The sequence below is a fragment of the Microlunatus sp. Gsoil 973 genome, assembly GCF_009707365.1.
Classification (GTDB): domain Bacteria; phylum Actinomycetota; class Actinomycetes; order Propionibacteriales; family Propionibacteriaceae; genus Microlunatus.
On the sequence record NZ_CP046122.1, the window covers coordinates 2,560,317 to 2,581,255 of the forward strand.

Here is a 20,939-nt window from a genome sequence, read left to right on the forward strand (position 1 = left end):
GAGAACCCATGGGCCGCATGTCGCGCCGTTCGTTGTTGATCAATTCCGGCATTGCCGCTGGTGGCGCGGCGGTGGCCGCTGGGGCGGTGTCGCCGCTGCCGGCACACGCTGCGCCGAACCTCCGCACGCCGCCGATCACTCCGGTCTACGTCGAGGTGAACAACTACCACCTGGCCAGCGTCGGACAGTACGCGTTGGCCACCACCGGCGCCAATGTCTTCGACATCGGCATCATCTTCGCCGCCAACATCAACGCCGGGAGCGGTGGTCGGCAGGCGCAGTTGTTCTGCAATCCGCAGGTCCAGGCGACGCTGGACGACGCCGCCAACCAGATCCGGCCGCTGCAGGCCAAGGGCATCAAGGTCCTGCTGTCGATCCTCGGCAATCACCAGGGCATCGGGTTCGCCAACCTCACCGACCAGGCGGCCGCGACCGAGTTCGCGCGGCAACTCGCCGACGTGGTCGATCAGTACGGCCTGGACGGCATCGACTTCGACGATGAGTACGCCGACTACGGGACCAACAACACCCCGCAGCCCAACCCGTACTCCTTCGTCCACCTGGTCTCGGCGCTGCGCCGGATGATGCCGGACAAGATCATTTCGCTGTACGACATCGGCCCGGCCTCGACCACGCTGAGCTACGACGGCGTCAATGTCGGCGACCTGATCGACTACAGCTGGAACCCCTACTACGGATCCTGGATGGTCCCCGACGTACCGGGGCTGACCAAGGCCGAACTCGGACCCGCCGCAATCGCGATCAACTCGACGGCGACGTCGACGGCCTTCGCGCTGGCCGAGCGGACCCGCCACACGGGATACGGCGTCTACCTGACCTACAACCTGCCGGACGACGACTCGCACGAATACCTGTCCTCGTTCACCCGGGCGCTGCACGGCAGCGCAGCCGTCTATCTAGGCTGACGCCATGATCATCGCCTTCAGCATCTCCCCGGGGACCGCGGACGAGACCGGTTCGGTCTCCGAGGCGGTGGCCGAGGTCGTACGGATCGTCCGCGCGTCCGGCCTGCCCAACGAGACCAACGCCATGTTCACCAACATCGAGGGCGAGTGGGACGAGGTGATGGCCGTTGTCAAGCAGGCCGTCGACGCGATGACCGCCATCTCACCCAGGGTCAGCCTTGTGCTCAAGGCCGACATCCGGCCCGGCTACACCGGCCAGCTGCAGGCCAAGGTCGAGCGCGTCGAGAACCACCTGGCCGCTGCCCCGCCGACGACCTGACCTGACGCCCCGGTCCTCTAGGGTTTCCGGGTGGCAGAGGGCGGCTGGTATCCCGATCCGAGCGGTGAGCCGGGTCGCTACCGCTACTGGGACGGTGCGCGGTGGTCGGCTGAGACCAGCACCGACCCCGGCATCACCGGCTCCTCAGGTATGGCCGGCGACCGGCGCCCAGCCGGGACCGGAACGCAGCCGGCGCGGTGCCGGCCGCGCCCCCCTGCTGATCGCTGCCCTGGTCATGGCGTTGATCGTCGTGGCTGTCGGCGTGGTGGTCTTCCGCGCCCAACGGTCGGGAGCGCTGGTGGATCCGAACCCACCGGCGCCGAGCGTTTCCGGTTGGGACGACTCGCGTCCACTGCCGACCGCCGGGCCGTCCACGCCGGCAGGCTCACCCAGCACCTCACCGGTCGAGTGCCCACGCGGTGACCCGCTGGACCGCCGGTCACATCCCCACGACAACCGGGTCCACGGGGGGCGGCTGTCCTTCGCGATGCCGCCTGGGCAGTGGCAGCGGCGGCCGACCAACGGCAGTGGACTGAGTTTCGCTCACGACGTCGAGCTGATCGATCAGCGCGTCGAAGTGGAATGGGTTGCGTCACTGTCGGCCGGGGCGATCACCCGTGCCGACGGTTTCGTCGGCCCGCGCCGCTCCGCGGAGCAGATCCTGCAGTGCATCGCAACGTCGGCCTACTACCGGAACATCACCGGTCAGCGGCAGCTGGAATCGGAGCCGATCACCCTCACCGACCACCCCGGCTGGCGGATCCGCGGAGAGATCCGGGTCGACGATCCCCAGGTCGAGGCCGACGGCGACATCCTCGAGTTGCGGGTGATCGACACCGGTGCGGCCGGGTCGATGTCCTTCTTCTGGGGGTGTGCTCCGATCGGCGACAAGCCCCGGATCCGCACGCTGGACGCCACCGTAGGGACACTGCGGGTGGACTGACCGGTCCGCTCAGCCCGGCGAGACCTGGGTTCCCGCCGTACCCTCGACGATCTCGGTGATCTCGGTGAGCGCGCCGATGGCGGCGCGCCCGCCGGTGGCCTCGACGAACCTGCACGCCGCCTCGACCTTCGGGCCCATGGAACCGGCGGGATAGCTGCCGCCGCGAAGCTCGGTCGGCGTCACCTTGGTCAGCGCCTGCTGCCGCGGGGTGCCCCAGCCGCTGTAGACCGCGTCGACGTCGGTCGCCATGACGAACATGTCGGCGTCGATCTCCCGGGCGAGCAGTTCACTGGCCAGGTCCTTGTCGATCACCGCCTCAACTCCTTGGAGGGTGTTGCCACCGCCGGAGGCGAACATCGTCGGCACCCCGCCACCGCCGGCGCAGATCACCACAACACCCTGGTCCAGCAACCATCGGATCGGACGGATCTCGAAGATGCGCAGCGGTTCGGGGGACGGCACCACCCGTCGCCACCGGTCGCCGTCCGGCCCGAACACCCATCCCTTGGCCACGGCCATGGCGTCGGCGGTCGCCCGGTCATAGACCGGGCCGACGAACTTGGTCGGGTTGCCGAAAGCGGGATCCGACGGGCTCACCTCGACCATGGTCAGGATTGTCGCCAGCGGTACCTCCGGGGGCATCACGTTGCCCAACTCCTGCTCCAGGACATAGCCGATCATGCCCTCGGTCTGGGCGCCGAGCATGTCCAGCGGGAACGGTTCGACGTCGGTGTAGGCCGCGGCCTGCAACGCCAGCAATCCGACCTGGGGTCCATTGCCGTGGGACAGCACCAGCTGGTGTGCGCGGACGAGCGCGGCCAGTCCCGGCGCCGCGGCGCGGACGTTCCCCCGCTGGTTGTCGGCTGTCATCGGCTGGCCGCGTTTCAGCAGGGCGTTGCCACCCAGAGCGACGACGATGCGCACCACCACTCCTCCTTGTCGAGACTCGTTGTCCCGTTGAAGGTGGGATGGATCCTAGGCAGACGATCCTCCCGCCGCGGCCAAACCAGGAAAGATCGAGCTCGCGGTGTCGGGCAGCCGCCGGTCAGCCGGGCACGCAGGCGCCGACGATCGTCCGGGATATCGCACGGTCGAGGAGTTCCAGGACATCCTCGACCCTTCGCTCGGGTTCGTCGTTCCACGACGTCAGCGCCCGCAGGTGCGCCCGGCGCTGGTCATGGGAATAGATCCGGCCGACCGAGGCCGAGCCGTGGCCCAGCTGTTCGTGCATCGCCTCGTAGAGCTCATCGACGCAGGACCAGGCGTCGGCGATCGACGGTGCGGTGTCCTGGTTCTCGACCAGCTGCAGGATCGTCCCGACCAGACAGCCGGCCGCGACCTTCGATGGGGCGTGCAGCAGCCTGAATGCCTCCGCCGGTGTGGCCCGCCGGGGGCCGACGGCGCCCGGGCTGGTGACTCCGAACCAGGCTCCGGTGATCCAACCGTGCTGAACCAACGACGATCGGGTCTGCTCCAGAAGATCGCGGGTGCGGTCGAGTCGCCGCAGCCGGTCATCCTCCGGTGTCAGGCGCGGGGTCGGCGGATGGGTGGGCACCTGACGCGGCCACAGCAGCACCCGGGTGCGCTCGAAGAAGATCCGCCAGGCTACAGCGGCTTGCTGTTGTGACGTCGAGTCAGGCATCGGACTCTCCCGGAAGCACGCGTTTCGGCCAGCATGCGTCGAAAACCGGCAGCTGGCAAGTCAACTACCGGGCTGCATCGGATTCCGGCTCCGGACCGGGTCGAATCCTGTGTGCAGGCCTCGGCCTGCCGACGACCGGATCTGACGCCCCGGTCATCTAGGGTTTCCTGCGTGGCAGAGCGCGGCTGGTATCCCGACCCGGGTGGTGCGGCCGGGCGCTACCGCTACTGGGACGGATCCCGCTGGTCGGCCGAGACCACCTCCGATCCCCAGTCGCCGCCGCCGAGCGTGCGTCCGGGACCGGCATCACAAGGGACGTCGGGCAAGATCACCAGTCGCCTGCCGTTGGTCATCGCGGGAGTCGCCGTGCTGCTGGTGATTGCCCTGATCAGCCTGCTGGTCATCCGCTCACGCCGGCCGGACGTGCTCACCGACCCGAATCCTCCGGCCCCGAGCGTGTCCGGCTGGAACGACTCGAGCCCGCTGCCCACGGCCGACCCGACGCCGAGTCCGACTCCACCGCCGACTCAGTCGCCCAGTCCGTCCGGCCTGCCCCGTGGCCAGGTGGCCTGTGCCCAGGGGGATCCGTGGGACGCCCGGCAGCACCCGACCGACGGGCGGATCCACGGCGGTGACCTGTCCATCACCCAGCCCGGTGGCGACTGGGATCGCGACGACGACTACGCCCAACAGATGACGTGGGCCTACGACGTCGCCGGCGCCGACGAATGGGTTGAGCCGCACTGGCTGGCGATGGTCGCGGTCGGCGCCGTGCACGCCGACGACGGATTCCGCAGCCCGAAGCAGTCCGCCGACGGCCTGATGCAGTGCATCGCCAGCTCGGCCTACTACCGCTACTTCACCGGCAGGACCGATCGGTTCGCCAGGGCGGTGACCGTCGACGGCCACAGGGGGTGGGCACTGCGCTCCGAGGTCCGTGTCGACAATCCCGACGTCCGGGCCGAGGGTGACGTCGTCGAAGTGATCGTGCTGAACACCGGGAGGTCCGGCGAACTGTCCTTCTTCGCGGGATTCATACCGATCGGTGATCATGACCGGCTCGCGGTCCTCGACAGCACCATCGCAGGGATCCGGGTGGATTGACCCCTGACTTGGCCTGCCGCACTACTGTCGGGTTCCGAGGTTTGACGCACCGAGCGCGAACGGGAGGGGTCGATGACCGGCTGGTATCCGGATCCCGGCGGACAGCCGAACCGGTACCGGTACTGGGACGGCGCCTCCTGGTCGGAGGAGACGTCGATCGACCCGGCCGATCCGCCGCCCGGCTCCCCCGGTAGGCTCCGGCAACAATCCGGCGACGAGAACCGGCATTACGGCGGTGCCGCCTTCGGCCTGGCCGCATTGGCATTGGTCGTCGTCGTGGTCAGTACGGTCATGATCATCCGCAGGGCCGGCGACCCGCAGGCCCTGGACGCGCCTCCCGGTCCGGGTGCCAGCGTGAGCGCCTGGGACGACCGCAGCCCGCTGGCCGGCCCGCCCGGTCCGGGCCCCGCCCAGGCCACGACCATCCCCCAGCGCCGGCAGACCTGCCCGGGCGGGGACCCCGACGAGCGCGCACCCCACCCGGTGGACGGCCGGGTACACGGCGGGCGACTGTCGATGCCCCGGGCCGCCGGCTACTCGACGCCGGTACCGGAATACATGCTGAGCTGGATGTCGGACACCCAGGGGATCAGCCAGACCACCGAGCCCGGCTGGCAGTCGATCTTCGCGGTCGGCGAGCTGCAACGTACTGCTGAATTCTCCACCGTCCGCAAGGCGGCCCACTCGTCCATGGAGTGTGCCATCCATTCGGCCTGGTACCTGAACCTCGTCGGGCACAAGCCGATCCGTGACGAGCCGATCACGATCGACGGGCACGACGCCTGGATCCTCACCTGGAACGTCTACGACGACACTCCGGGGCTGCAGGTCGCCGGTGACCAGCTCACCTTCCTCGCGGTCGACGACGGCCGGTCCGATGCGTACTCGATGTGGTGCGGGATGGTGCCGCTGGGCGACACCGACCGGACTGCCCTTGATGGGAGGATGCTGGCCGATCTGGAGGTCGGCGGCTGATGGCCTACCGCGAACGCGCGTCGATGGTGCCGGGTGCCGTGGTCTGGCGGCAGGACAGTTCCGGCCCGGGAGAGGTGTTGCCCGACGGCTGCATGGACCTGCTGTGGATGGACGACACGATCATGGTCGCCGGCCCGGACACCATCGCCCATCCGGTGCACGGCGACGGGCGGGCCTATGTCGGCATCCGGTTCCGCTCCGGCACGCTGCCCGCGCTGCTCGGCGTACCGGCGGTCGAGCTTCGTGATCGTCGGGTTCGGTTGGCGGACCTGGTCGGCCCTCGGGTCGCCGATCGGGTCCGCGACCGGTTCGCCCGGTCCGACCATCCCGGCCGGGTACTCGAGGAGTACGCGGCCGACCTGATCGCCGAGCATGATCAGGACCGCCGCACGCCCGAACTGTTGGCGATGATCAGTTCCGGGTTGCCGGTGGCCGAGATCGGCCGTCGGATCGGCCTCGGCGAACGGCAACTGCACCGGCACGGCCTGCAGTACTTCGGTTACGGACCGGCGATGCTGCGCCGGATCCTGCGGCTCCAACGGGCGTTCGCGCTGGCCGAATCCGGCCGGCCAGCGGCGATGATCGCCGCCCGCGCCGGCTACTCCGACCAGGCTCATCTGATCCGGGACTGCCGGGCGCTGACCGGGCGCAGCTTCGGTGAGCGGGTGATCTTGGCGGGCTAGGTGGCCGCGTACAGGTCGACGTGATTGCCGTCCGGGTCGACGACGACGGCGTAACGCTGGCCCCAGAACGCGTCCCAGGGTTCCCGGTGGCTGCCGTGTCCTGCCGCGACGACTCGCGCGTAGGTCTGGTCGACCTCCTCCGGTGACGCGCATTGGAAGGCAAGAGTCATCGGCTGCCCGCCGCTGGGCCGGGTCCAGGTGGGATCGATCTCAGCCATGGCAGCGACCGAGTCCCACATGACCCGGAGACCGCCGACCTCGGCCTCGGCGTGCGGCTGGTCGCCGGGGTCGTCGGCGGTGATGCCGAGCAGTCGGTAGAAGGCAACGGAGGCGGGGATCGATTCGGAAACGATCCCGACAGCCTTGAGCGTGACAGTCATGCCCCGACGGTATTCCGCGGCGCGGCAACGATCTTGAAGGAATCGGACATCGACACGCGGACATCGACACGCCGACATCGACATGCGGACAAGCGAATGCCCGCCCCTCGGGGGTGGGGCGGGCATCCGCGGCTCGGCGGCCGCCGTCAGGCGTGCGCGACGTCCCGCGCGGCCTCGCCCTCCACGCTACGCCGTCCTCGTCCAGCAGCACAGTCGGCGCACAGCCCCCAATAGGTGACCTCTGCCTCGTCGATCAGGAATCCGTGGGTCTGCTGGGGTACGGCGCACGGTATCGATCCGACGCTGCATTCCACGTCGGCGATCGCGCCGCACCGTCGGCAGACGATGTGGTGGTGGTTGTCGCCCGCGTTGATCTCGAACAGCATGGCCGAGCCGGCCGGCTCAACCTTGCGCAGGATCTGATGCTCGGTGAGGGTGTTCAACGCGTCGTAGACCGCCTGGGTGGACACGGTCCCAATCCGTTCCCGCACCCGGTCCGACACCTGGTCAGCGGCGAGGTGGGAGTTCTGGCGGACAACTTCCAGTACCGCCAGCCGTGGCTGAGTCACCCGCAGGCCGGCCGATCGGAGTCGTTGCCGCCAGTCCGGTGAGGCAATGGTCTCTTCCACCGCTCCGGTGATCGTGCCCATACCCCGATTGAATCATTGTTTCTGGAATCATTCAAAGAACTCGCGGGTGATGCTGATCGACAACTGGGAAGTTGCTGCTGTGACTACCCGGCACGAACTTCCCAGCAGCCTTCACGAGCGCGGCTCGTCCCACTCACGATCCTCTTCGTCCCACTGCTCGTTGCGTTCGGCGACCTTCTCCAGGGCGTGTTGAGCTTCCTCACGGGTGGCGTACGGACCGAACCGGTTGATCGATCGGCAACCGTCCTTGGGTTCGACCGTCTTGTGGTCCAGGCAGTAGTACCACATGCCTTGTTCGTCCGCCATCGTCATGCTCCTCGGCTCACTGAAGCTGGTGGGTCACTGGGACCCTAGCGCGCATCCGATCCGCATAGGATCGGGCCCGTGAAGCCCGTCATGACCCCGATCACGCCGTACCCGATCACACCGTGGCGGACCGTTCCGAAGGACATCCCGCGGCCGGACTACGTCGGAGGATCGGGCCCCGCCCCTTACGGCGGGCCGCACGTCCAGTCGGTCGAGACGATCGAGAAGATGCGGATCGCCGGCCGGATCGCGGCGCAGGCGATGCGGGCTGCCGCCGAGGCGATCGCGCCGGGCGTGACCACCGACGAGATCGACCGGGTCGGGCATGAGTTCCTCCTGGATCATCACGCCTATCCGTCGACGCTCGGCTATCGCGGCTTCCCCAAGTCGCTGTGCACCTCCGTCAACGAGGTGATCTGCCACGGGATCCCCGACACCAGGCCGCTGGAGGACGGCGACATCGTCAAGATCGATCTGACGGCCTACGTCGACGGCGTGCACGGCGACAACTGCGCGACCTACTTCTGCGGCGAGGTCGACCAGGAGGCCGTCCGACTGACCGAGGTCACCCACGAGGCGATGATGCGAGGCATCAGAGCGGTCAAACCGGGTCGCCAGGTCAATGTCATCGGCAGGGTGATCGAGAAGTACGCCGCACGCTTCGGCTACAGCTCGGTCCGGGACTACACCGGACACGGCGTGCACACCGCCTTCCACTCCGGCCTGGTCATCCCGCACTACGACGAACCGTCCTTCGACACGGTGATCGAGCGGGGCATGACCTTCACCGTCGAGCCGATGATCACCACCGGCGGGTACGGCTGGCAACAGTGGGACGACGGGTGGACCGTGGTGACCGCCGACGGCTCCCGATGCGCCCAGTTCGAACACACCATTGTGGTCACCGACAGCGGAGCAGAAATCCTCACAGTTCCCTGACAGACCCGCGGTCGGCGCGCGTTTGTTCAGGGCAGCCGCAACGACTACGCTTCCTAGGTAACTACAAGGTTCTGTCGATCAGCACCTGGAAACATCGATCACCGCTCGGTGATCGGCAGAGGTGCTGAGAATGACAATTCTTGATCTGTCCGCTGCTGCGCGTGCGACCCGACGACTCGCCCGCCAGCCGGAAACCAATTCCTACACCCAGCTGTCCCGGCAGGTTCGTGAGCGCAATCTGCTGCGCCGGACACCGACCTTCTACAGCCTGCTCTTCGCCGGCCTCGTGCTGGCTCTTGGCGGCGCCATCGCCGGCTTCGTGCTGCTGGGACATTCCTGGCTGCAGTTGCTCATCGCCGGCGCTCTGGGGATCATCTTCACCCAGTTCGCCTTCCTGTCCCACGAGGCCGCCCACCGGGCCATCTTCACCTCGGGGCCGGCCAACGACCGGGTCGGCCGGCTGCTCGGCAACGGTGTGGTCGGGATGAGCTACTCGTGGTGGATGAACAAGCACTCCCGACATCACGCGAACCCGAACCGCATCGGTAAGGATCCTGACATCGAGGAGCCGGCGATCAGCTTCTACTCCGAGGAGGCGGCGACCCGGACCGGCTGGCGCTCGGCGATCGCCACCAAGCAGGGCTACTTCTTCTTCCCGCTGCTGTTGCTGGAGGGTCTGAACCTGCACCTGGCCTCGATCCGGTCGCTGGTCACCGTACGGCCGACCAAGGAACGGGTCTTCGAGCTGGCGCTGATCTTCGGACGCTTCGCGCTCTATCTCGCCGCGGTTTTCTGGGTCCTGCCGTTCGGCATGGCCTTCGCGTTCCTCGGCGTGCAATTCGCGATCTTCGGCCTCTACATGGGCTCGTCGTTCGCCGTCAACCACAAGGGCATGCCGATCGTGCCGAGCGACGTGAAGCTGGACTTCCTCAGCCGACAGGTCCGTACCTCCCGGAACATCCGCGGCCGGGTCTGGCCGACGATCCTGATGGGCGGGCTGAATTACCAGGTCGAGCACCATCTCTTCCCGTCAATGGCCCGGCCACACCTCGCCGCGACCCGCCGGCTGGTCCGGGCACACTGTGAGCAGGAGGGCGTCCCGTACACCGAGATGTCGTTGCTCCGCTCCTACCGGACCGTCGTCACCTATCTGAACGATGTCGGGCTGTCCGCCCGGGACCCGTTCGCCTGCCCCGTGGCCGCAAGGCTGGGGAGAGAATGATCTTGGTCGTCGGCAACCCCGCCGGTGATCATGTACGGCGCCACACAGGCGCTACCGACCGGTGACCCGACACGGGCACCAGATAGTTAAGGAATACGAGCATGGCTCAAGGCACTGTGAAGTGGTTCAACTCCGAGAAGGGGTACGGCTTCATCACTCCCGACGACGGTAGCAAGGACGTCTTCGCCCACTTCTCCGAGATCGCCGGCAGCGGCTTCCGGTCGCTGGACGAGAACCAGCAGGTCGAGTTCGAGATCACCCAGGGTCAGAAGGGCCCGCAGGCCTCGAACATCCGTCCCCTCTGATCTTCACCGACTGATCATCCCAGGCTGAATCTGATCAGCCTGTGCTGATCGACCCGGTACTGCAGCGCGGCCCTGACCACTCCGGTCAGGGCCGTCTCTGCGTTACCGGCCGGGCGCTCGACGCCGGAGGCCCGCGTGCGAGGGGTGAGCCGGCCGATAAGCCGGATTCTGTGCCCGGCGTGAACGCCGGGCGGCGATCATCCATCTGCGACCACCGTTGCCGGCGGCCTGGTGCGATCTACCCGGGAACCTCGGGCGAGCAACCCTCGATCGGTTCCCGCGGAAGCGCGAGCGCCTCCTTCTTGATCTTGCTCCGGGTGGGGTTTACCGAGCCGCTCCAGTCACCTGGAACGCTGGTGGTCTCTTACACCACCGTTTCACCCTTACCCACGCTGCGCGTGGGCGGTTTGCTTTCTGTGGCACTGTCCCGCGGGTCACCCCGGGTGGGCGTTACCCACCACCCTGCTCTGTGGAGTCCGGACTTTCCTCGATACCGGTCATCCCGGTACCGCGATCGCCTGGCCGACTCACCCAACGTTCCATCCTAGGCCGTCGGTGGCGTAGCGGCCAATGTCGCGCGGGCCGGCCTCACCGAAGTCGTGCGGCCGTCACAGGCCGGAGTTGATCGTCCGGACCAGGATCCGGCCGCATTCCTCGCAGCGCAACACCTCGTCCTCGGGCGCCGCGGCGAAGGTCCGCAGGTCGGCGGCATTGACCTCGAGTTGGCAGCCCGTGCAGCGCCGGTTGCGCAACTCCGCGGCACCGACGCCGCCGTGGCTGCTGCGCAACTTGTCGTAGGTCGCGATCAGCGGCGCAGGCAGATCGGCGGCGATCCCAGCCCGCTCCTCCGCCTTCGCCCGCCACTGCCTCTCGATGGCGGCGACCTGCTCGTCGCGGCGCGCGACGACCTCGGTGATCCGGCCCTGGAATTCGGCATCCCGCGCCGCAAGATCATCGCGTTCGGCCGATGCGTTCTCCAGTTGCTCCATCACCTCCAGCTCGGCGTCCTCAAGATCACTGATCCGGCGTTCCAGGTGCTGGATCTCCTCCACCAGCCCGGCCAACGCCTTGGCGTCTCCCACCGAGCCGTCGTCGATCCGCCGCTGGTTGCGAACCCGGCGCTGCCGAACCGGTTCCAGATCCGTCTCCGCCTGGCGCTGGGCCAACTCAAGATCGGATACCCGGGTCTCTGCGGCCACCAGGTCCGCAGCTGCTGCGGCCCGTTCGTCCTCGAGCTTGGCCAGCTGGGCGTGTTCGGGAAGGTTCGCCCGGCGGTGCCGCAACTGGGCGATCGCGGTGTCGACCGCCTGCAGGTCGAGCAGCCGGAGCTGGGTCGCGTGGTCGGCTTTGATGAGTCCGCCCTCCCCCTTCTGGTGTGGATTTGTTCTGCAGAGCGTACTCGCGGATCAGTGCTCCGCACTGCGAGACGCCGGCTCGACCGACGTCGGGTCATAGGGCATCATGATCAATGCCGGAACTTCCGACGCATCGGGGAATGAATTCGCGGAACTGCGGGTTGGTCCCGGGGCGGTCTTCGACCAGGCCGGTACTTCGCTTCCCTTCAGGTCACGCCGTCGTGACCGGCCTCCCTGTACGTCATTTCCTGCTCGAGGACCGCCATGTCCAGCGCTGCTGCGCCCACATCCGTCCACGTCTCCGGCGACCGCTACGTCGGCAAACGGTACGTCTATCTCGTCCTGCTGCTTGGCGTCCTCACCGCCATCGGCCCGCTGACCGTCGACACCTACCTGCCGGCACTTCCCGCCTTGTCGGACGAGCTACACGCCAGCGACGCCGCAGCGCAGCTGACCATGACCGGGCTGATGGCCGGGCTCGGTCTGGGACAGCTTCTCATCGGGCCGCTGTCGGACTCGGTCGGCCGGCGCCGGCCGTTGATCATCGGGCTGGCCGGACACTCCCTGATGTCGCTGCTCTGCGCGCTCGCGCCGAGCATCGAAATGTTGATCATCGCCCGCACTGTCCAGGGCCTGGCAGGTGCTGCAGTCGCCGTGGTCGTGATGGCCATCGTCCGTGACCTGTTCGCCGGGGTGAAGGCCGCCCAGCTGCTCTCCAGGCTGGTGCTGGTCACCGGTGTCTCGCCGATCCTGGCGCCGAGCATCGGCAGTGCGCTGCTCGCCCTCACCGACTGGCAGGGCATATTCGTCGTCCTGGCCGGTTTCGCCCTGCTGAGCATGACCGTGGCGATCATCGCCCTGCCCGAGACCCTGCCACCGGTCCGCCGAACTCCCGCCGAACCGGTCCGCTGGCTGTCGGCGTACGCCGTGCTGTTCCGGGACCGCAGTTACCTGATCATGGTCGGCGTCGCGGCGCTGATGTTCGCCGCGCTGATCGCCTACGTCGGCGGATCCCCGTTCGTGCTGCAGCGGATCTACGGCCTGAGCCCAAGCGCGTTCGGGATCGTCTTCGCGGTGAACGCTGCCGGCTTGATCATCTTCGCCCAGCTCAATCCGCTGTTGACCAACCGGTTCGGACCGGAACGGGTGCTGACCGGTGCCGTGACCGTCGGCGTGCTGTCCGCGCTCGGCATGGTGGGCACGGCGGTGCTCGGCCTTGGACTGCCAGGATTCATGATCTCGATCTGGCTGCTGCTGGCGGCGTGCGGGGTGGCGTCGCCCAACGCCGCGGCGATCGCCCTGTCCCGGCATGGTGAGGCCGCCGGCACGGCGTCCGCGCTGCTCGGCTCGGCGCAGTTCCTGATGGGCGGGGTGACCACGCCGCTGGTCGGGGCGCTGAACAACGGTACGGCGCTGCCGCTGGCCGGAATCCTCTTCTGCGCCACGGCGCTGGCCGCGGGACTGTTGATCCCGGCCCGCCGCTACCAGCGTCGGTTGTTGGAGGAGCAACTGGCGCTGCCGACCGTCGACCTGCCGCGAAGCCACCCGTCGGCCTGACCGGCCAGTCCTGCCGGCTCACCCGGCCTGTTGGACCGATGCGTTCCAGCGGAGCAGTGCCGGCTCGCCCTTCGCCCAGCCAAGAACGGAGACGGTCGCGGTCTGCAGCGGGAAGCGCTCCCCGAGGGTCAGGTCAAGGTCGAGCCAACGCAGGGTGAGCGCTCTCAGGGCGTGTCCGTGACCGAAGGCGATCACCCGCCCGACACCCGAATCGCGGACCCGGCTGATGACCCGCTCCAGTCGCTCGACGACCTGAGCCGGCGACTCGCCGTCCGGGCAGCCGTCACGCCAAAGGTCCCAGTTCGGATCCCGCTCGCGGATCTCATCGCTGGTCAGACCCTCGTAGTCGCCGTACGCCCATTCCACCAGGTCCTGGCTCGGCTCCGGTTCATGATCACCGGTGAAGCCGGCCAACCGGGCCGAATCGACGGCGCGGAGCCGCGGGCTGGACAGCACCAGCCCGAAATCTCCCGGATGCAACTCCCCCTGCAACGACTCTGCCTGTTGCCGACCGGCGTCGGTGAGCGGCAGATCAGTGACCGAGGTGTGTTGCCCGCTGCGGCTCCACTCGGTCTCACCGTGGCGGACCAGATACAGCTCGGTCATCTCGCTCACCCGGCGAAACGGTCCTGGTCGAAGGTCCCCGCGCAGACGTGCCAATGTCCGCCCGACCGGATCTTCGCCACGATCGCCCGCTGCAGCGAGGTGTCCTGCGGAAGAGTGTCGACGTCCACTTCGCCGCGACGTCGGAAGACGAAGAAGAGGGCGTCGCCGTCGCCGTCTCGCTGGCGTCCGTCGAGCTGCCACAACTGCTGGAACTTCACCATGTTCGAACCGGGCTCCAGGACGTCGACCAACTGCGGGTCGAGCAGCCAGGAATCACAGTGGAATCGCGTCGTCGGATGCTCCGGGAAGTGCTCGGCGAAGAACGCCCGGGCCCGCCGGAAGGAATCGGCGCAGGCCTGCGGAGTGAGTGGACCCGACTCGGGGATGTGGGTGGATACCACCCACTCGTCCTGATAGCGAGTCAGGTTGAACTGCAGGCGACCGAGCCAGTAGAGAGCACCCGACCAGGCGATCCGCATCCAGCCGTAGGTATGCAGGCCGAAACCGTCGAACGTACGGCGATGCACCCATGCCTGCTGACCGAGATCGGACAGGCTCGCCGTCGATATGGCAGGATCGATGCCCCGAGCGGCGTGGAACGCGGCGACGTCGTCGGCAGTCGCCAGCAACGCGAGCAGCGGCAGGATCCCGACGCCCCACTCCTTGTCCAGCACTTCGGGATCCAGCTCGTCGAAGTCGTTCGGGATCGCGAACGGATCGGTGTTTCCTTCGAACTTCCCGATCTGCCGGCCCAACTGGTCGGCGACCAGCTGGACGCGGGCGAGCACCGCCGGCTCGCCGAGCGCGCGCCGGATCGCCAGCGCAACGTCGCGCCGGTCGTCGGCGTGGAAGCCGAGCCGGGTCAGGTTCTGGTCATCGACGGCGGACAGTCGGTCGGCTACACGGGTCAGGGCCACGAGTGAACCTTACGGCGGGCGCCGGTGCCAGGACGAGTGGACCCACCCCACGAGAGGGAACCGAAGATCGTGCGGCCCGCGGTGCAACAATTCCCTCATGAGCGAGAAGCAGCCGGACCTCCCCAATCGCCAGACTCCGTTCTCCGAGGCCTTCCGCGCCTTCATCGGAACCGATTGGGCCTCCGGGTCGGGTGAACTGCCCGACCCGCTGCCGGCGACGGCGTACGCACCGTCGCGTCGGGACAAGGTCGGCGCCGCCTACCCCGGCGAGCGCATCGTGGTCCCGGCCGGCGGTCTGGTCGTCCGGTCCAACGACACCGACTACCGCTTCCGGCCGCATTCGGCGTTCGCCCATCTGACCGGTCTTGGCACCGACAAGGAACCGGACGCCGTGTTGGTGCTCGAGCCGACCGACAGCGGACACGAGGCGACGCTGTACTTCAAACCTCGGGCGCCGCGAGAATCCGAGGAGTTCTACGCCAACGCCCGGTACGGGGAGATGTGGGTCGGCAAGCGGGAGACGCTGGAGGAGATGGCGGCCCTGTCGGCGCTGCGCTGCGTGCCCATCGAGGAACTCGAGGATGCTCTTTCCAAGAACGCCGACCAGACGGCGATCCGGCTGTTGCGCTCGGCCGACCGGGCGATCGCCGAACTGGTGGACAGAATTCGCTCGCAGAACGCCGTCGATGCCGAGCAGGCGGCCGAGGCCGACCAGGAGCTCGAGGTGCTCCTCAGCGAGCTTCGGTTGATCAAGGACGAGTTCGAGGCCGACCAGTTGCGGGAGGCCTGTGCGCGTACTGCTGAGGCGTTCGCCGAGGTGGTCAAGCAGTTCCCCGAAGCGGTTCGCCGGGGACGGGGCGAACGCTGGGTGGAAGGCATCTTCGGCCTGCACGCCCGCCACGTCGGCAACGCGGTCGGCTACGACAGCATCGCCGCGTCCGGTGATCACGCCAACACCCTGCACTGGATCCGTAACGACGGCGACCTGCGGGAGGGTGACCTGATCCTGATCGACGCAGGAGTCGAGATCGACACCCTGTACACCGCCGACGTCACCCGCACCCTGCCGGTCAACGGCACCTTCACCGACGCCCAGCGCAAGGTGTACCAGGCAGTGCTCGAGGCCCAGCAGGCCGGTATCGACGCCGCCAAGGCAGGTAACAAGTTCTCCGAAGTGCACCAGGCGGCGATCGCCGTGATCGCCCGGCACCTGGCCGAGTGGGGCATCCTGCCGGTCAGCGCCGAGGAGTCGCTGTCCGACGAGGGCGGCCAACACCGGCGCTGGATGGTGCACGGTACGTCCCACCACCTGGGCATCGACGTCCACGACTGCGCCCAGGCCCGACGGGAGAACTACCGGGAGGGCACGCTGGCGCCGGGAATGGTGATCACCGTTGAGCCGGGCATCTACTTCAAGAGCGACGATCTACTGGTGCCGGAGGAATTGCGCGGCATCGGCGTACGGATCGAGGACGACATCCTGATCACCGAGGAAGGCAACGAGAACCTGTCCGCCGCACTGCCGCGAAGTGCCGACGAGGTCGAGGCGTGGATGGCGAAACTGCTGAAGAACTGATCCGCTGATGAGCCCCAAGCCTCGTCAGTCCAGCCGCGACCGCTACCTGTCGTTGAGTGTGCTGGGGCGCAGGAATCCACCGCAGAGCACGGCGGGACCTTCCGGGCCAACGCCCAGTTCGGTCGTCGACTGGGGATGGTACGTCGACGGCATCCGACAGCAGGCCACCGATGTTGCGGCAGCCGCCGGCCGGGCGGTCGCCGAGAAGCAGGGCTTCGTCTGGCTCGGCTTGAAGGATCCTACCGACGCCGACCTGCATGCGCTCCCCCAGCAGTTCGACCTGCACCCGCTGGCGATCGAGGATGCGGTCGAGGGCCACACCCGGTCGAAGATGGAGATCTTCGGTGCCGACCTGTTCGTCGTCATCTCCACCGTCGCCTATGTGGAACATGAACAGATCAGCGACGCCGCGGAGATCGTCTCGACCGGACAGGTGATGATCTTCCTCAGCGAGCATTTCGTGATCACGGTGCGCAAGGGTGAACACGCCCCCCTGGGCAACATCCGCCGGAGGCTGGAAGCAGATCCGCAACGACTCGCCCAGGGCACCTGGACCGTGCTCTACTCGATCGCGGACATGATCATCGACGACTATCTCGAAGTGGTCGGCGAGTTCGAGGCCGATGTCGACGAGGTGGAGGCGATGGTCTTCGCCGAGGACGGCGAGCGCAAGATCAGCAACGTCTACCAACTCAAGCGCGAGCTGATCGAGTTCAAACGGTCGGTCGTGCCGCTCGCCCAACCGCTGCAGCGGCTTGCCACCCGGGAGTACGCGATGATCCCGGCCGAGGCGCAGGCCTACTTCCGGGAACTCCATGATCATCACATTGCCGCGGCCGAAGCCGTCTCCTCCTACGACGAGGTGCTGACCTCGATCATGCAGGCCGCCCTGGCCAGGCTGTCGGTGAGCGACAACCAGGACATGCGCCGACTGGCGGCCTGGGCGGCGATGATCGCCGCGCCGACCGCGCTGGCCGGGATCTACGGAATGAACTTCGTCCCGTTGCCGTGGAGCCACGGCCCGTGGCACTTCTGGATCTTCATGGCCCTGATCGGTGCCGTGATGCTGGCGATCTACGTCGGCTTCAAACGCAACCGCTGGTTGTAACAGTTGGTTACAGCGGCTGATCAGGGTTGCAGGAACTACTGGAAGTACGCGGCCCGGGCGCCGGGCATCTGTTGCAGCATCTCCCGAGCCTTGGCCGCCACCTTATGCTCGCAGAGCACCTCGTACTTGGTGGCCACCACCTGGGTGATCGAGGTGAAGTCGCGCCGCCCGCGGGTCATCGCATATCCCAGTGCCTGGAACCCGACACCGAGCACGATGCCGATGCCGAGCGCGACCAGGATCAACGCCACGAAGTTGCGCACCGGTGCGAAGAGCAACATCACGAAGCCGACGACCACACCGGTGGTCAGGCCGGACTGCACGCCCTGGCCGATCACCGTTCCCCAGCTGCGCCGGCCGAGTACCCGCTCGACCTGCTTCAACTCGGTGCCGACGATCGCCAAATTCTGCACCTCGAACTTGTTGTCGGCGAGGTAGTCCACGGCCTTCTGCGCATCCTGGTAACTGTTGTACAACCCGACCGATTGCGGGAACTCCAGCTCGAAGAGCGAACTCATGTTCGGGCGGCCGAACCCGGGGTTGGATAGTGACATCTGACGCTGCCCTCCAATCTAGATTCCACGCTACCGTGCGAACACGCAGAATTCGTTACCTTCGGGGTCGGAGAGCACGTCCCAGCTGATTTCGTCGTCGCGGCCGCGCAGCAGGGCCGCGCCCGCCGCGAGGTAGTCCTCCGTCCTCCCCCAGACGTCCCAGTGCAGCCGGTTCTTCACCGTCTTGGGCTCCGGCACCGGGTTGAAGACCCAGGGCCAGGGCAGCGATCCGCCCTCCAGCCACCACCACGGATCGTCCGCGTCGTGCCGAGGTTCAAGATCGAATCGCTCGCCCCACCAACGGCAGATCGACTCCGGATCGGCGGAGTCGACGACCAGTTCGTACATCCGATAGTCCGGCAGCCTCGCCGGCTCGCGGGCGAAGGCGCAGAACTCGCCACCCTCCGGGTCGAGCATCACGGTCCAGCGCTCGTACCTGGTCGAGACGCTCGCGCCGAGCTTGATCAACTCCTCGATGTCGGAGGTCAGCAGGTCCAGGTGCACGCGCTGTTTGACGGTTCGCGGCTCCGGCACCTGGTTGACCCACACGGTGTGTACCGGCCGGGATCCGTTGAGCGCGGCGTCACCGCCGGTCCCGTTCGGCCGGGCTTCCAGGCCGATCGCCGCGGCCCAGAAGTCGGCCATCCGCTGCCCGTCGGTGGCGTCGATCACGACATCCTTGAACGCCGGGGTGGATGCTGATGTCTCGCCATCGGTGCCCATGCCGCCACAGCGTAGCGTTGAGACCGTGACCTCCGGCCAACCGGAACAGCTCCGGGTTCGGCACCGCGCTGGACGAGGCGGCACGGTCTCCTCGGCCCGGCCTTCCCGGTCAGTTGCCGCAGTGGAGCGGTGTTCAGGGCGCGATGTTCACCGAATCAGATGACCGTTCCGGTCATCGGACGCGCTAGTCTCACCGCGTGAACGGGTCCACTTCTTCGGTGTTCATTTCGAGGATTCGTGGATTGCCGATCCTCGACGACGCAGGGGACACGATCGGCAAGCTGCGCGACGTCGTGATTTCCGAACGTACGTTGAGCAGACCGCCGCGCGTCAAAGGGCTGGTGGTCGAGCTGTTCGCCCGGCACCGGATCTTCATCCCGATAGCCCGGGTGCGCAACGTCGACGCTGTGCAGATCGTCACCACGGGAGTGGTCAACACCCGCCGGTTCGCCCGCCGGGAGTCGGAGACGCTGGTCGTGGAGGATCTGTTCGATCAGCAGGTCAGCCAACCCTCGACCAACGGACCGTGGGTGATCTTCGACGTCGCCATGCGGCAGATCCGCACCTCCGACTGGGAGATCTCCGAGGTCGCCCTGCGGGAGGCGACGCGGACCGGACGCTTCGGCCGCCCGTTCACCCGCAGGGGTCAGGTGATGATCGTCGAGTGGTCCGACATCGCCGCCATGCTCGGCTCCTATGGCCAGGCGATCGAACAGCTGCTTGCCGAGATGGAGGACATGAAGCCGGCCGATGTCGCCCGGGAGTTGCACGATCTGACCCCGGCACGCCGCTCCGAAGTGGCTTCAGCGCTCGATGATCAGAAACTCGCCGATGCCTTGGAGGAACTGCCCGAGGACGAGCAGGTGCAGCTGATCCAGGCGCTCGACGTGGAGCGGGCGGCGTCAGTGCTGGAGGAGATGGATGCCGACGACGCGGCTGACCTGATCAACGAACTGCCCGACGAGATGGCCGAGCGACTGCTCGGCGAGATGGAACCGGAGGACGCCGACGACCTGCGCAGGTTGTTGACCTACGAGGAGTTCACCGCCGGCGGGATGATGACTCCGGAACCGGTGATCGTGCCGCCGGACGCCACCGTCGCCGATGCCTTGGCCCTGGTCCGGCAGGAGGAGCTGTCCCCCGCCCTTGCCGCGATGATCTTCGTCTGCCGGCCGCCGCTGGAGACCCCGACCGGACGGTTCCTGGGTGGCGTGCACTTCCAACGCCTGCTGAGAGAACCGCCGTCCACACTCGTGTCCGCGGTGGTGGATTCGGAGCTGGAGCCACTGACCGACCGGGCCGATCTGCACGACGTCAGCCGCTACTTCGCGACCTATAACCTTGTCAACGCCCCGGTGGTGGACAAGGAGAACCGGTTGATCGGAGCGGTCACCGTCGACGACGTACTCGATCATGTCCTTCCAGCAGACTGGCGAGGTGATCAGCTCGACGCGATGAGCGATGCCGAGGAGGTGGACTGATGGCACGGGCACGCCAACGGGAGCCCGAGCGACTGAACACCCCCGGTGGGGTCCGACGGTCGATCGTGCCGCACATCAGGGTCTCCCACGACACCTTCGGCGAGTTCGCCGAGGGGTTCGCACGCTTCATGGGCACGGCACGGTTCATCCTCTACATGACCCTGTTCGTGATCATCTGGGTGACAGTGAACCTGATCGGCCTCTTCGGGTTGCGCTGGGATCCGTACCCCTTCATCCTGCTCAACCTGTTCTTCTCCACCCAGGCCAGCTATGCCGCGCCGCTGATCCTGCTCGCCCAGAACCGCCAGGAGGCCAGAGACCGGGTCACGCTCAACCAGGACCGGCAACAGGCGGCGCAGTCCCGGGCCGACATGGATTTCCTGGCCCGCGAGATCGCCTCATTGCGGATGTCGGTCGGCGACCTCGCCACCCGCGACTACCTGCGCACCGAACTGCGCAACGAGCTGCGGTCGATCCTTGCCGAGATCGACGAGCCGGCGGCGGGCCACGAGCGCCCCTGATCGCCCTCACCCGCCGTCGCGCGGCCGATCCCTCGCGCCTGGGCGCGGGTGCTGGCCGGGTCGAATTCGTAACACGCGGCACCATTTCGGCCAATCCGGCCGGCCTCGGCGTGGATTTGGTAACACGCGCTGCGAAACCGTCGGCCC

The 20,939-nt window shown here is 67.4% G+C and carries 25 protein-coding genes and 1 other RNA gene; 15 read left to right on the top strand and 11 right to left on the bottom strand.

Translation table 11 applies throughout. The annotated features are described in order from the left end of the window. Nucleotides 1-8 precede the first annotated feature (8 nt). From GJV80_RS11990 to GJV80_RS25070, 4 genes are all read left to right on the top strand, one after another. Complete coding sequence (locus GJV80_RS11990) at nt 9-926, top strand: endo-beta-N-acetylglucosaminidase H (RefSeq protein WP_230207608.1); 918 nt, start codon at nt 9-11, stop codon at nt 924-926. 4 nt (nt 927-930) lie between these two features. Beyond that, nucleotides 931-1,245 (top strand): thiamine-binding protein, encoded by a 315-nt coding sequence (locus tag GJV80_RS11995; RefSeq protein WP_154688097.1) that lies wholly within the window; start codon nt 931-933, stop codon nt 1,243-1,245. A 30-nt stretch (nt 1,246-1,275) separates the two neighbouring features. Next, entirely contained in the window at nt 1,276-1,668 is a 393-nt protein-coding gene (locus GJV80_RS25065) for a DUF2510 domain-containing protein (protein WP_154688098.1), read from the top strand. Nucleotides 1,669-1,732: 64 nt separating this feature from the next. After that, nucleotides 1,733-2,188 carry a hypothetical protein gene (locus tag GJV80_RS25070; RefSeq protein WP_154688099.1) on the top strand — a complete coding sequence of 152 codons (456 nt, stop codon included), beginning with the start codon at nt 1,733-1,735 and terminating at the stop codon, nt 2,186-2,188. Nucleotides 2,189-2,197: 9 nt separating this feature from the next. On the opposite strand, the gene arcC is transcribed toward GJV80_RS25070, so the two are convergent. Together arcC and GJV80_RS12015 are read right to left on the bottom strand one after the other, a co-directional pair. Further along, on the bottom strand, nt 2,198-3,112 hold the full coding sequence (arcC, locus tag GJV80_RS12010; protein ID WP_154690220.1) for a carbamate kinase: 915 nt from the start codon (nt 3,110-3,112) through the stop codon (nt 2,198-2,200). A 121-nt stretch (nt 3,113-3,233) separates the two neighbouring features. Continuing rightward, entirely contained in the window at nt 3,234-3,830 is a 597-nt protein-coding gene (locus GJV80_RS12015; protein ID WP_154688100.1) for a hypothetical protein, read from the bottom strand. A gap of 171 nt (nt 3,831-4,001) precedes the next feature. Between GJV80_RS12015 and GJV80_RS12020 the strand changes: the two genes are divergently transcribed. The 3 genes from GJV80_RS12020 (at nt 4,002) to GJV80_RS12030 (ending at nt 6,592) form a co-directional block, all read left to right on the top strand. Continuing rightward, nucleotides 4,002-4,934: a DUF2510 domain-containing protein gene (locus GJV80_RS12020; RefSeq protein ID WP_195908897.1), complete on the top strand. Its 933-nt coding sequence runs from the start codon at nt 4,002-4,004 to the stop codon at nt 4,932-4,934. Between the two features lie 72 nt (nt 4,935-5,006). After that, entirely contained in the window at nt 5,007-5,909 is a 903-nt protein-coding gene (locus tag GJV80_RS12025) for a DUF2510 domain-containing protein (RefSeq protein ID WP_154688102.1), read from the top strand. Continuing rightward, the gene (locus GJV80_RS12030) at nt 5,909-6,592 is read left to right on the top strand and encodes a helix-turn-helix domain-containing protein (protein ID WP_154688103.1); all 684 of its coding nucleotides are present in this window, start codon (nt 5,909-5,911) and stop codon (nt 6,590-6,592) included. The genes GJV80_RS12025 and GJV80_RS12030 overlap by 1 nt, the downstream gene beginning before the upstream one ends. Here the strand turns inward: GJV80_RS12030 and GJV80_RS12035 are convergent. The 3 genes from GJV80_RS12035 to GJV80_RS12045 form a co-directional block, all read right to left on the bottom strand. After that, complete coding sequence (locus tag GJV80_RS12035; RefSeq protein ID WP_154688104.1) at nt 6,589-6,972, bottom strand: VOC family protein; 384 nt, start codon at nt 6,970-6,972, stop codon at nt 6,589-6,591. The two genes, GJV80_RS12030 and GJV80_RS12035, sit on opposite strands and share 4 nt — an antisense overlap. Before the next feature lie 146 nt (nt 6,973-7,118). Beyond that, on the bottom strand, nt 7,119-7,622 hold the full coding sequence (locus GJV80_RS12040) for a Fur family transcriptional regulator (RefSeq protein WP_154688105.1): 504 nt from the start codon (nt 7,620-7,622) through the stop codon (nt 7,119-7,121). 111 nt (nt 7,623-7,733) lie between these two features. Then, nucleotides 7,734-7,928 carry a hypothetical protein gene (locus GJV80_RS12045; RefSeq protein ID WP_154688106.1) on the bottom strand — a complete coding sequence of 65 codons (195 nt, stop codon included), beginning with the start codon at nt 7,926-7,928 and terminating at the stop codon, nt 7,734-7,736. A 90-nt stretch (nt 7,929-8,018) separates the two neighbouring features. On the opposite strand from GJV80_RS12045, the gene map reads away from it, so the two are divergent. From map to GJV80_RS12060, 3 genes are all read left to right on the top strand, one after another. After that, nucleotides 8,019-8,867 carry a type I methionyl aminopeptidase gene (gene map, locus GJV80_RS12050; protein ID WP_154690221.1) on the top strand — a complete coding sequence of 283 codons (849 nt, stop codon included), beginning with the start codon at nt 8,019-8,021 and terminating at the stop codon, nt 8,865-8,867. Between the two features lie 130 nt (nt 8,868-8,997). Further along, a complete protein-coding gene (locus GJV80_RS12055) occupies nt 8,998-10,089 on the top strand; it encodes an acyl-CoA desaturase (RefSeq protein ID WP_154688107.1) in 1,092 nt (363 codons plus the stop codon). Between the two features lie 101 nt (nt 10,090-10,190). Beyond that, entirely contained in the window at nt 10,191-10,394 is a 204-nt protein-coding gene (locus GJV80_RS12060; RefSeq protein WP_154688108.1) for a cold-shock protein, read from the top strand. A gap of 141 nt (nt 10,395-10,535) precedes the next feature. On the opposite strand, the gene rnpB is transcribed toward GJV80_RS12060, so the two are convergent. Then, nucleotides 10,536-10,924, bottom strand: an RNA gene (gene rnpB, locus GJV80_RS12065) — RNase P RNA component class A. 78 nt (nt 10,925-11,002) lie between these two features. Then, on the bottom strand, nt 11,003-11,677 hold the full coding sequence (locus GJV80_RS12070) for a zinc ribbon domain-containing protein (protein ID WP_230207611.1): 675 nt from the start codon (nt 11,675-11,677) through the stop codon (nt 11,003-11,005). 336 nt (nt 11,678-12,013) lie between these two features. Here GJV80_RS12070 and GJV80_RS12075 point away from each other — a divergent pair, with 336 nt between their 5' ends. Then, nucleotides 12,014-13,306, top strand: a complete 1,293-nt coding sequence (locus GJV80_RS12075) for a multidrug effflux MFS transporter (protein ID WP_154688110.1) — start codon at nt 12,014-12,016, stop codon at nt 13,304-13,306. A gap of 18 nt (nt 13,307-13,324) precedes the next feature. On the opposite strand, the gene GJV80_RS12080 is transcribed toward GJV80_RS12075, so the two are convergent. Together GJV80_RS12080 and GJV80_RS12085 are read right to left on the bottom strand one after the other, a co-directional pair. Further along, nucleotides 13,325-13,912 (bottom strand): histidine phosphatase family protein, encoded by a 588-nt coding sequence (locus tag GJV80_RS12080; RefSeq protein ID WP_154690222.1) that lies wholly within the window; start codon nt 13,910-13,912, stop codon nt 13,325-13,327. A 5-nt stretch (nt 13,913-13,917) separates the two neighbouring features. Then, nucleotides 13,918-14,829 (bottom strand): acyltransferase domain-containing protein, encoded by a 912-nt coding sequence (locus GJV80_RS12085; RefSeq protein ID WP_154688111.1) that lies wholly within the window; start codon nt 14,827-14,829, stop codon nt 13,918-13,920. A 97-nt stretch (nt 14,830-14,926) separates the two neighbouring features. Here GJV80_RS12085 and GJV80_RS12090 point away from each other — a divergent pair, with 97 nt between their 5' ends. Beyond that, nucleotides 14,927-16,405 (top strand): aminopeptidase P family protein, encoded by a 1,479-nt coding sequence (locus GJV80_RS12090; protein WP_154688112.1) that lies wholly within the window; start codon nt 14,927-14,929, stop codon nt 16,403-16,405. A 7-nt stretch (nt 16,406-16,412) separates the two neighbouring features. Continuing rightward, complete coding sequence (locus GJV80_RS12095; RefSeq protein ID WP_154688113.1) at nt 16,413-17,513, top strand: magnesium and cobalt transport protein CorA; 1,101 nt, start codon at nt 16,413-16,415, stop codon at nt 17,511-17,513. A gap of 35 nt (nt 17,514-17,548) precedes the next feature. On the opposite strand, the gene GJV80_RS12100 is transcribed toward GJV80_RS12095, so the two are convergent. Next, the gene (locus tag GJV80_RS12100) at nt 17,549-18,067 is read right to left on the bottom strand and encodes a general stress protein (protein ID WP_154688114.1); all 519 of its coding nucleotides are present in this window, start codon (nt 18,065-18,067) and stop codon (nt 17,549-17,551) included. A 30-nt stretch (nt 18,068-18,097) separates the two neighbouring features. Then, nucleotides 18,098-18,790 carry a VOC family protein gene (locus GJV80_RS12105; protein WP_154688115.1) on the bottom strand — a complete coding sequence of 231 codons (693 nt, stop codon included), beginning with the start codon at nt 18,788-18,790 and terminating at the stop codon, nt 18,098-18,100. A gap of 197 nt (nt 18,791-18,987) precedes the next feature. Here GJV80_RS12105 and GJV80_RS12110 point away from each other — a divergent pair, with 197 nt between their 5' ends. Continuing rightward, nucleotides 18,988-20,271 (top strand): magnesium transporter MgtE N-terminal domain-containing protein, encoded by a 1,284-nt coding sequence (locus GJV80_RS12110; RefSeq protein ID WP_154688116.1) that lies wholly within the window; start codon nt 18,988-18,990, stop codon nt 20,269-20,271. Next, nucleotides 20,271-20,792, top strand: coding sequence for a DUF1003 domain-containing protein (locus GJV80_RS12115; RefSeq protein WP_154688117.1), 522 nt, complete (start codon nt 20,271-20,273; stop codon nt 20,790-20,792). Before GJV80_RS12110 ends, GJV80_RS12115 begins: the two co-directional genes overlap by 1 nt. Nucleotides 20,793-20,939 lie beyond the last annotated feature (147 nt).

Coding starts and splice junctions, on each gene's coding strand:
- GJV80_RS12060 (WP_154688108.1), top strand. CDS start 10,191: ATGGCTCAAGGCACTGTGAAGTGGTTCAACTCCGAGAAGGGGTACGGC.
- GJV80_RS12115 (WP_154688117.1), top strand. CDS start 20,271: ATGGCACGGGCACGCCAACGGGAGCCCGAGCGACTGAACACCCCCGGT.
- GJV80_RS12040 (WP_154688105.1), bottom strand. CDS start 7,622: ATGGGCACGATCACCGGAGCGGTGGAAGAGACCATTGCCTCACCGGAC.
- GJV80_RS12100 (WP_154688114.1), bottom strand. CDS start 18,067: ATGTCACTATCCAACCCCGGGTTCGGCCGCCCGAACATGAGTTCGCTC.
- GJV80_RS12015 (WP_154688100.1), bottom strand. CDS start 3,830: ATGCCTGACTCGACGTCACAACAGCAAGCCGCTGTAGCCTGGCGGATC.
- GJV80_RS12055 (WP_154688107.1), top strand. CDS start 8,998: ATGACAATTCTTGATCTGTCCGCTGCTGCGCGTGCGACCCGACGACTC.
- GJV80_RS25070 (WP_154688099.1), top strand. CDS start 1,733: ATGCCGCCTGGGCAGTGGCAGCGGCGGCCGACCAACGGCAGTGGACTG.
- GJV80_RS12030 (WP_154688103.1), top strand. CDS start 5,909: ATGGCCTACCGCGAACGCGCGTCGATGGTGCCGGGTGCCGTGGTCTGG.
- GJV80_RS12095 (WP_154688113.1), top strand. CDS start 16,413: ATGAGCCCCAAGCCTCGTCAGTCCAGCCGCGACCGCTACCTGTCGTTG.
- GJV80_RS12090 (WP_154688112.1), top strand. CDS start 14,927: ATGAGCGAGAAGCAGCCGGACCTCCCCAATCGCCAGACTCCGTTCTCC.
- GJV80_RS12105 (WP_154688115.1), bottom strand. CDS start 18,790: ATGGGCACCGATGGCGAGACATCAGCATCCACCCCGGCGTTCAAGGAT.
- GJV80_RS12080 (WP_154690222.1), bottom strand. CDS start 13,912: ATGACCGAGCTGTATCTGGTCCGCCACGGTGAGACCGAGTGGAGCCGC.
- GJV80_RS12025 (WP_154688102.1), top strand. CDS start 5,007: ATGACCGGCTGGTATCCGGATCCCGGCGGACAGCCGAACCGGTACCGG.
- GJV80_RS11995 (WP_154688097.1), top strand. CDS start 931: ATGATCATCGCCTTCAGCATCTCCCCGGGGACCGCGGACGAGACCGGT.
- GJV80_RS12035 (WP_154688104.1), bottom strand. CDS start 6,972: ATGACTGTCACGCTCAAGGCTGTCGGGATCGTTTCCGAATCGATCCCC.
- GJV80_RS12075 (WP_154688110.1), top strand. CDS start 12,014: ATGTCCAGCGCTGCTGCGCCCACATCCGTCCACGTCTCCGGCGACCGC.
- GJV80_RS11990 (WP_230207608.1), top strand. CDS start 9: ATGGGCCGCATGTCGCGCCGTTCGTTGTTGATCAATTCCGGCATTGCC.
- map (WP_154690221.1), top strand. CDS start 8,019: ATGACCCCGATCACGCCGTACCCGATCACACCGTGGCGGACCGTTCCG.
- GJV80_RS12045 (WP_154688106.1), bottom strand. CDS start 7,928: ATGGCGGACGAACAAGGCATGTGGTACTACTGCCTGGACCACAAGACG.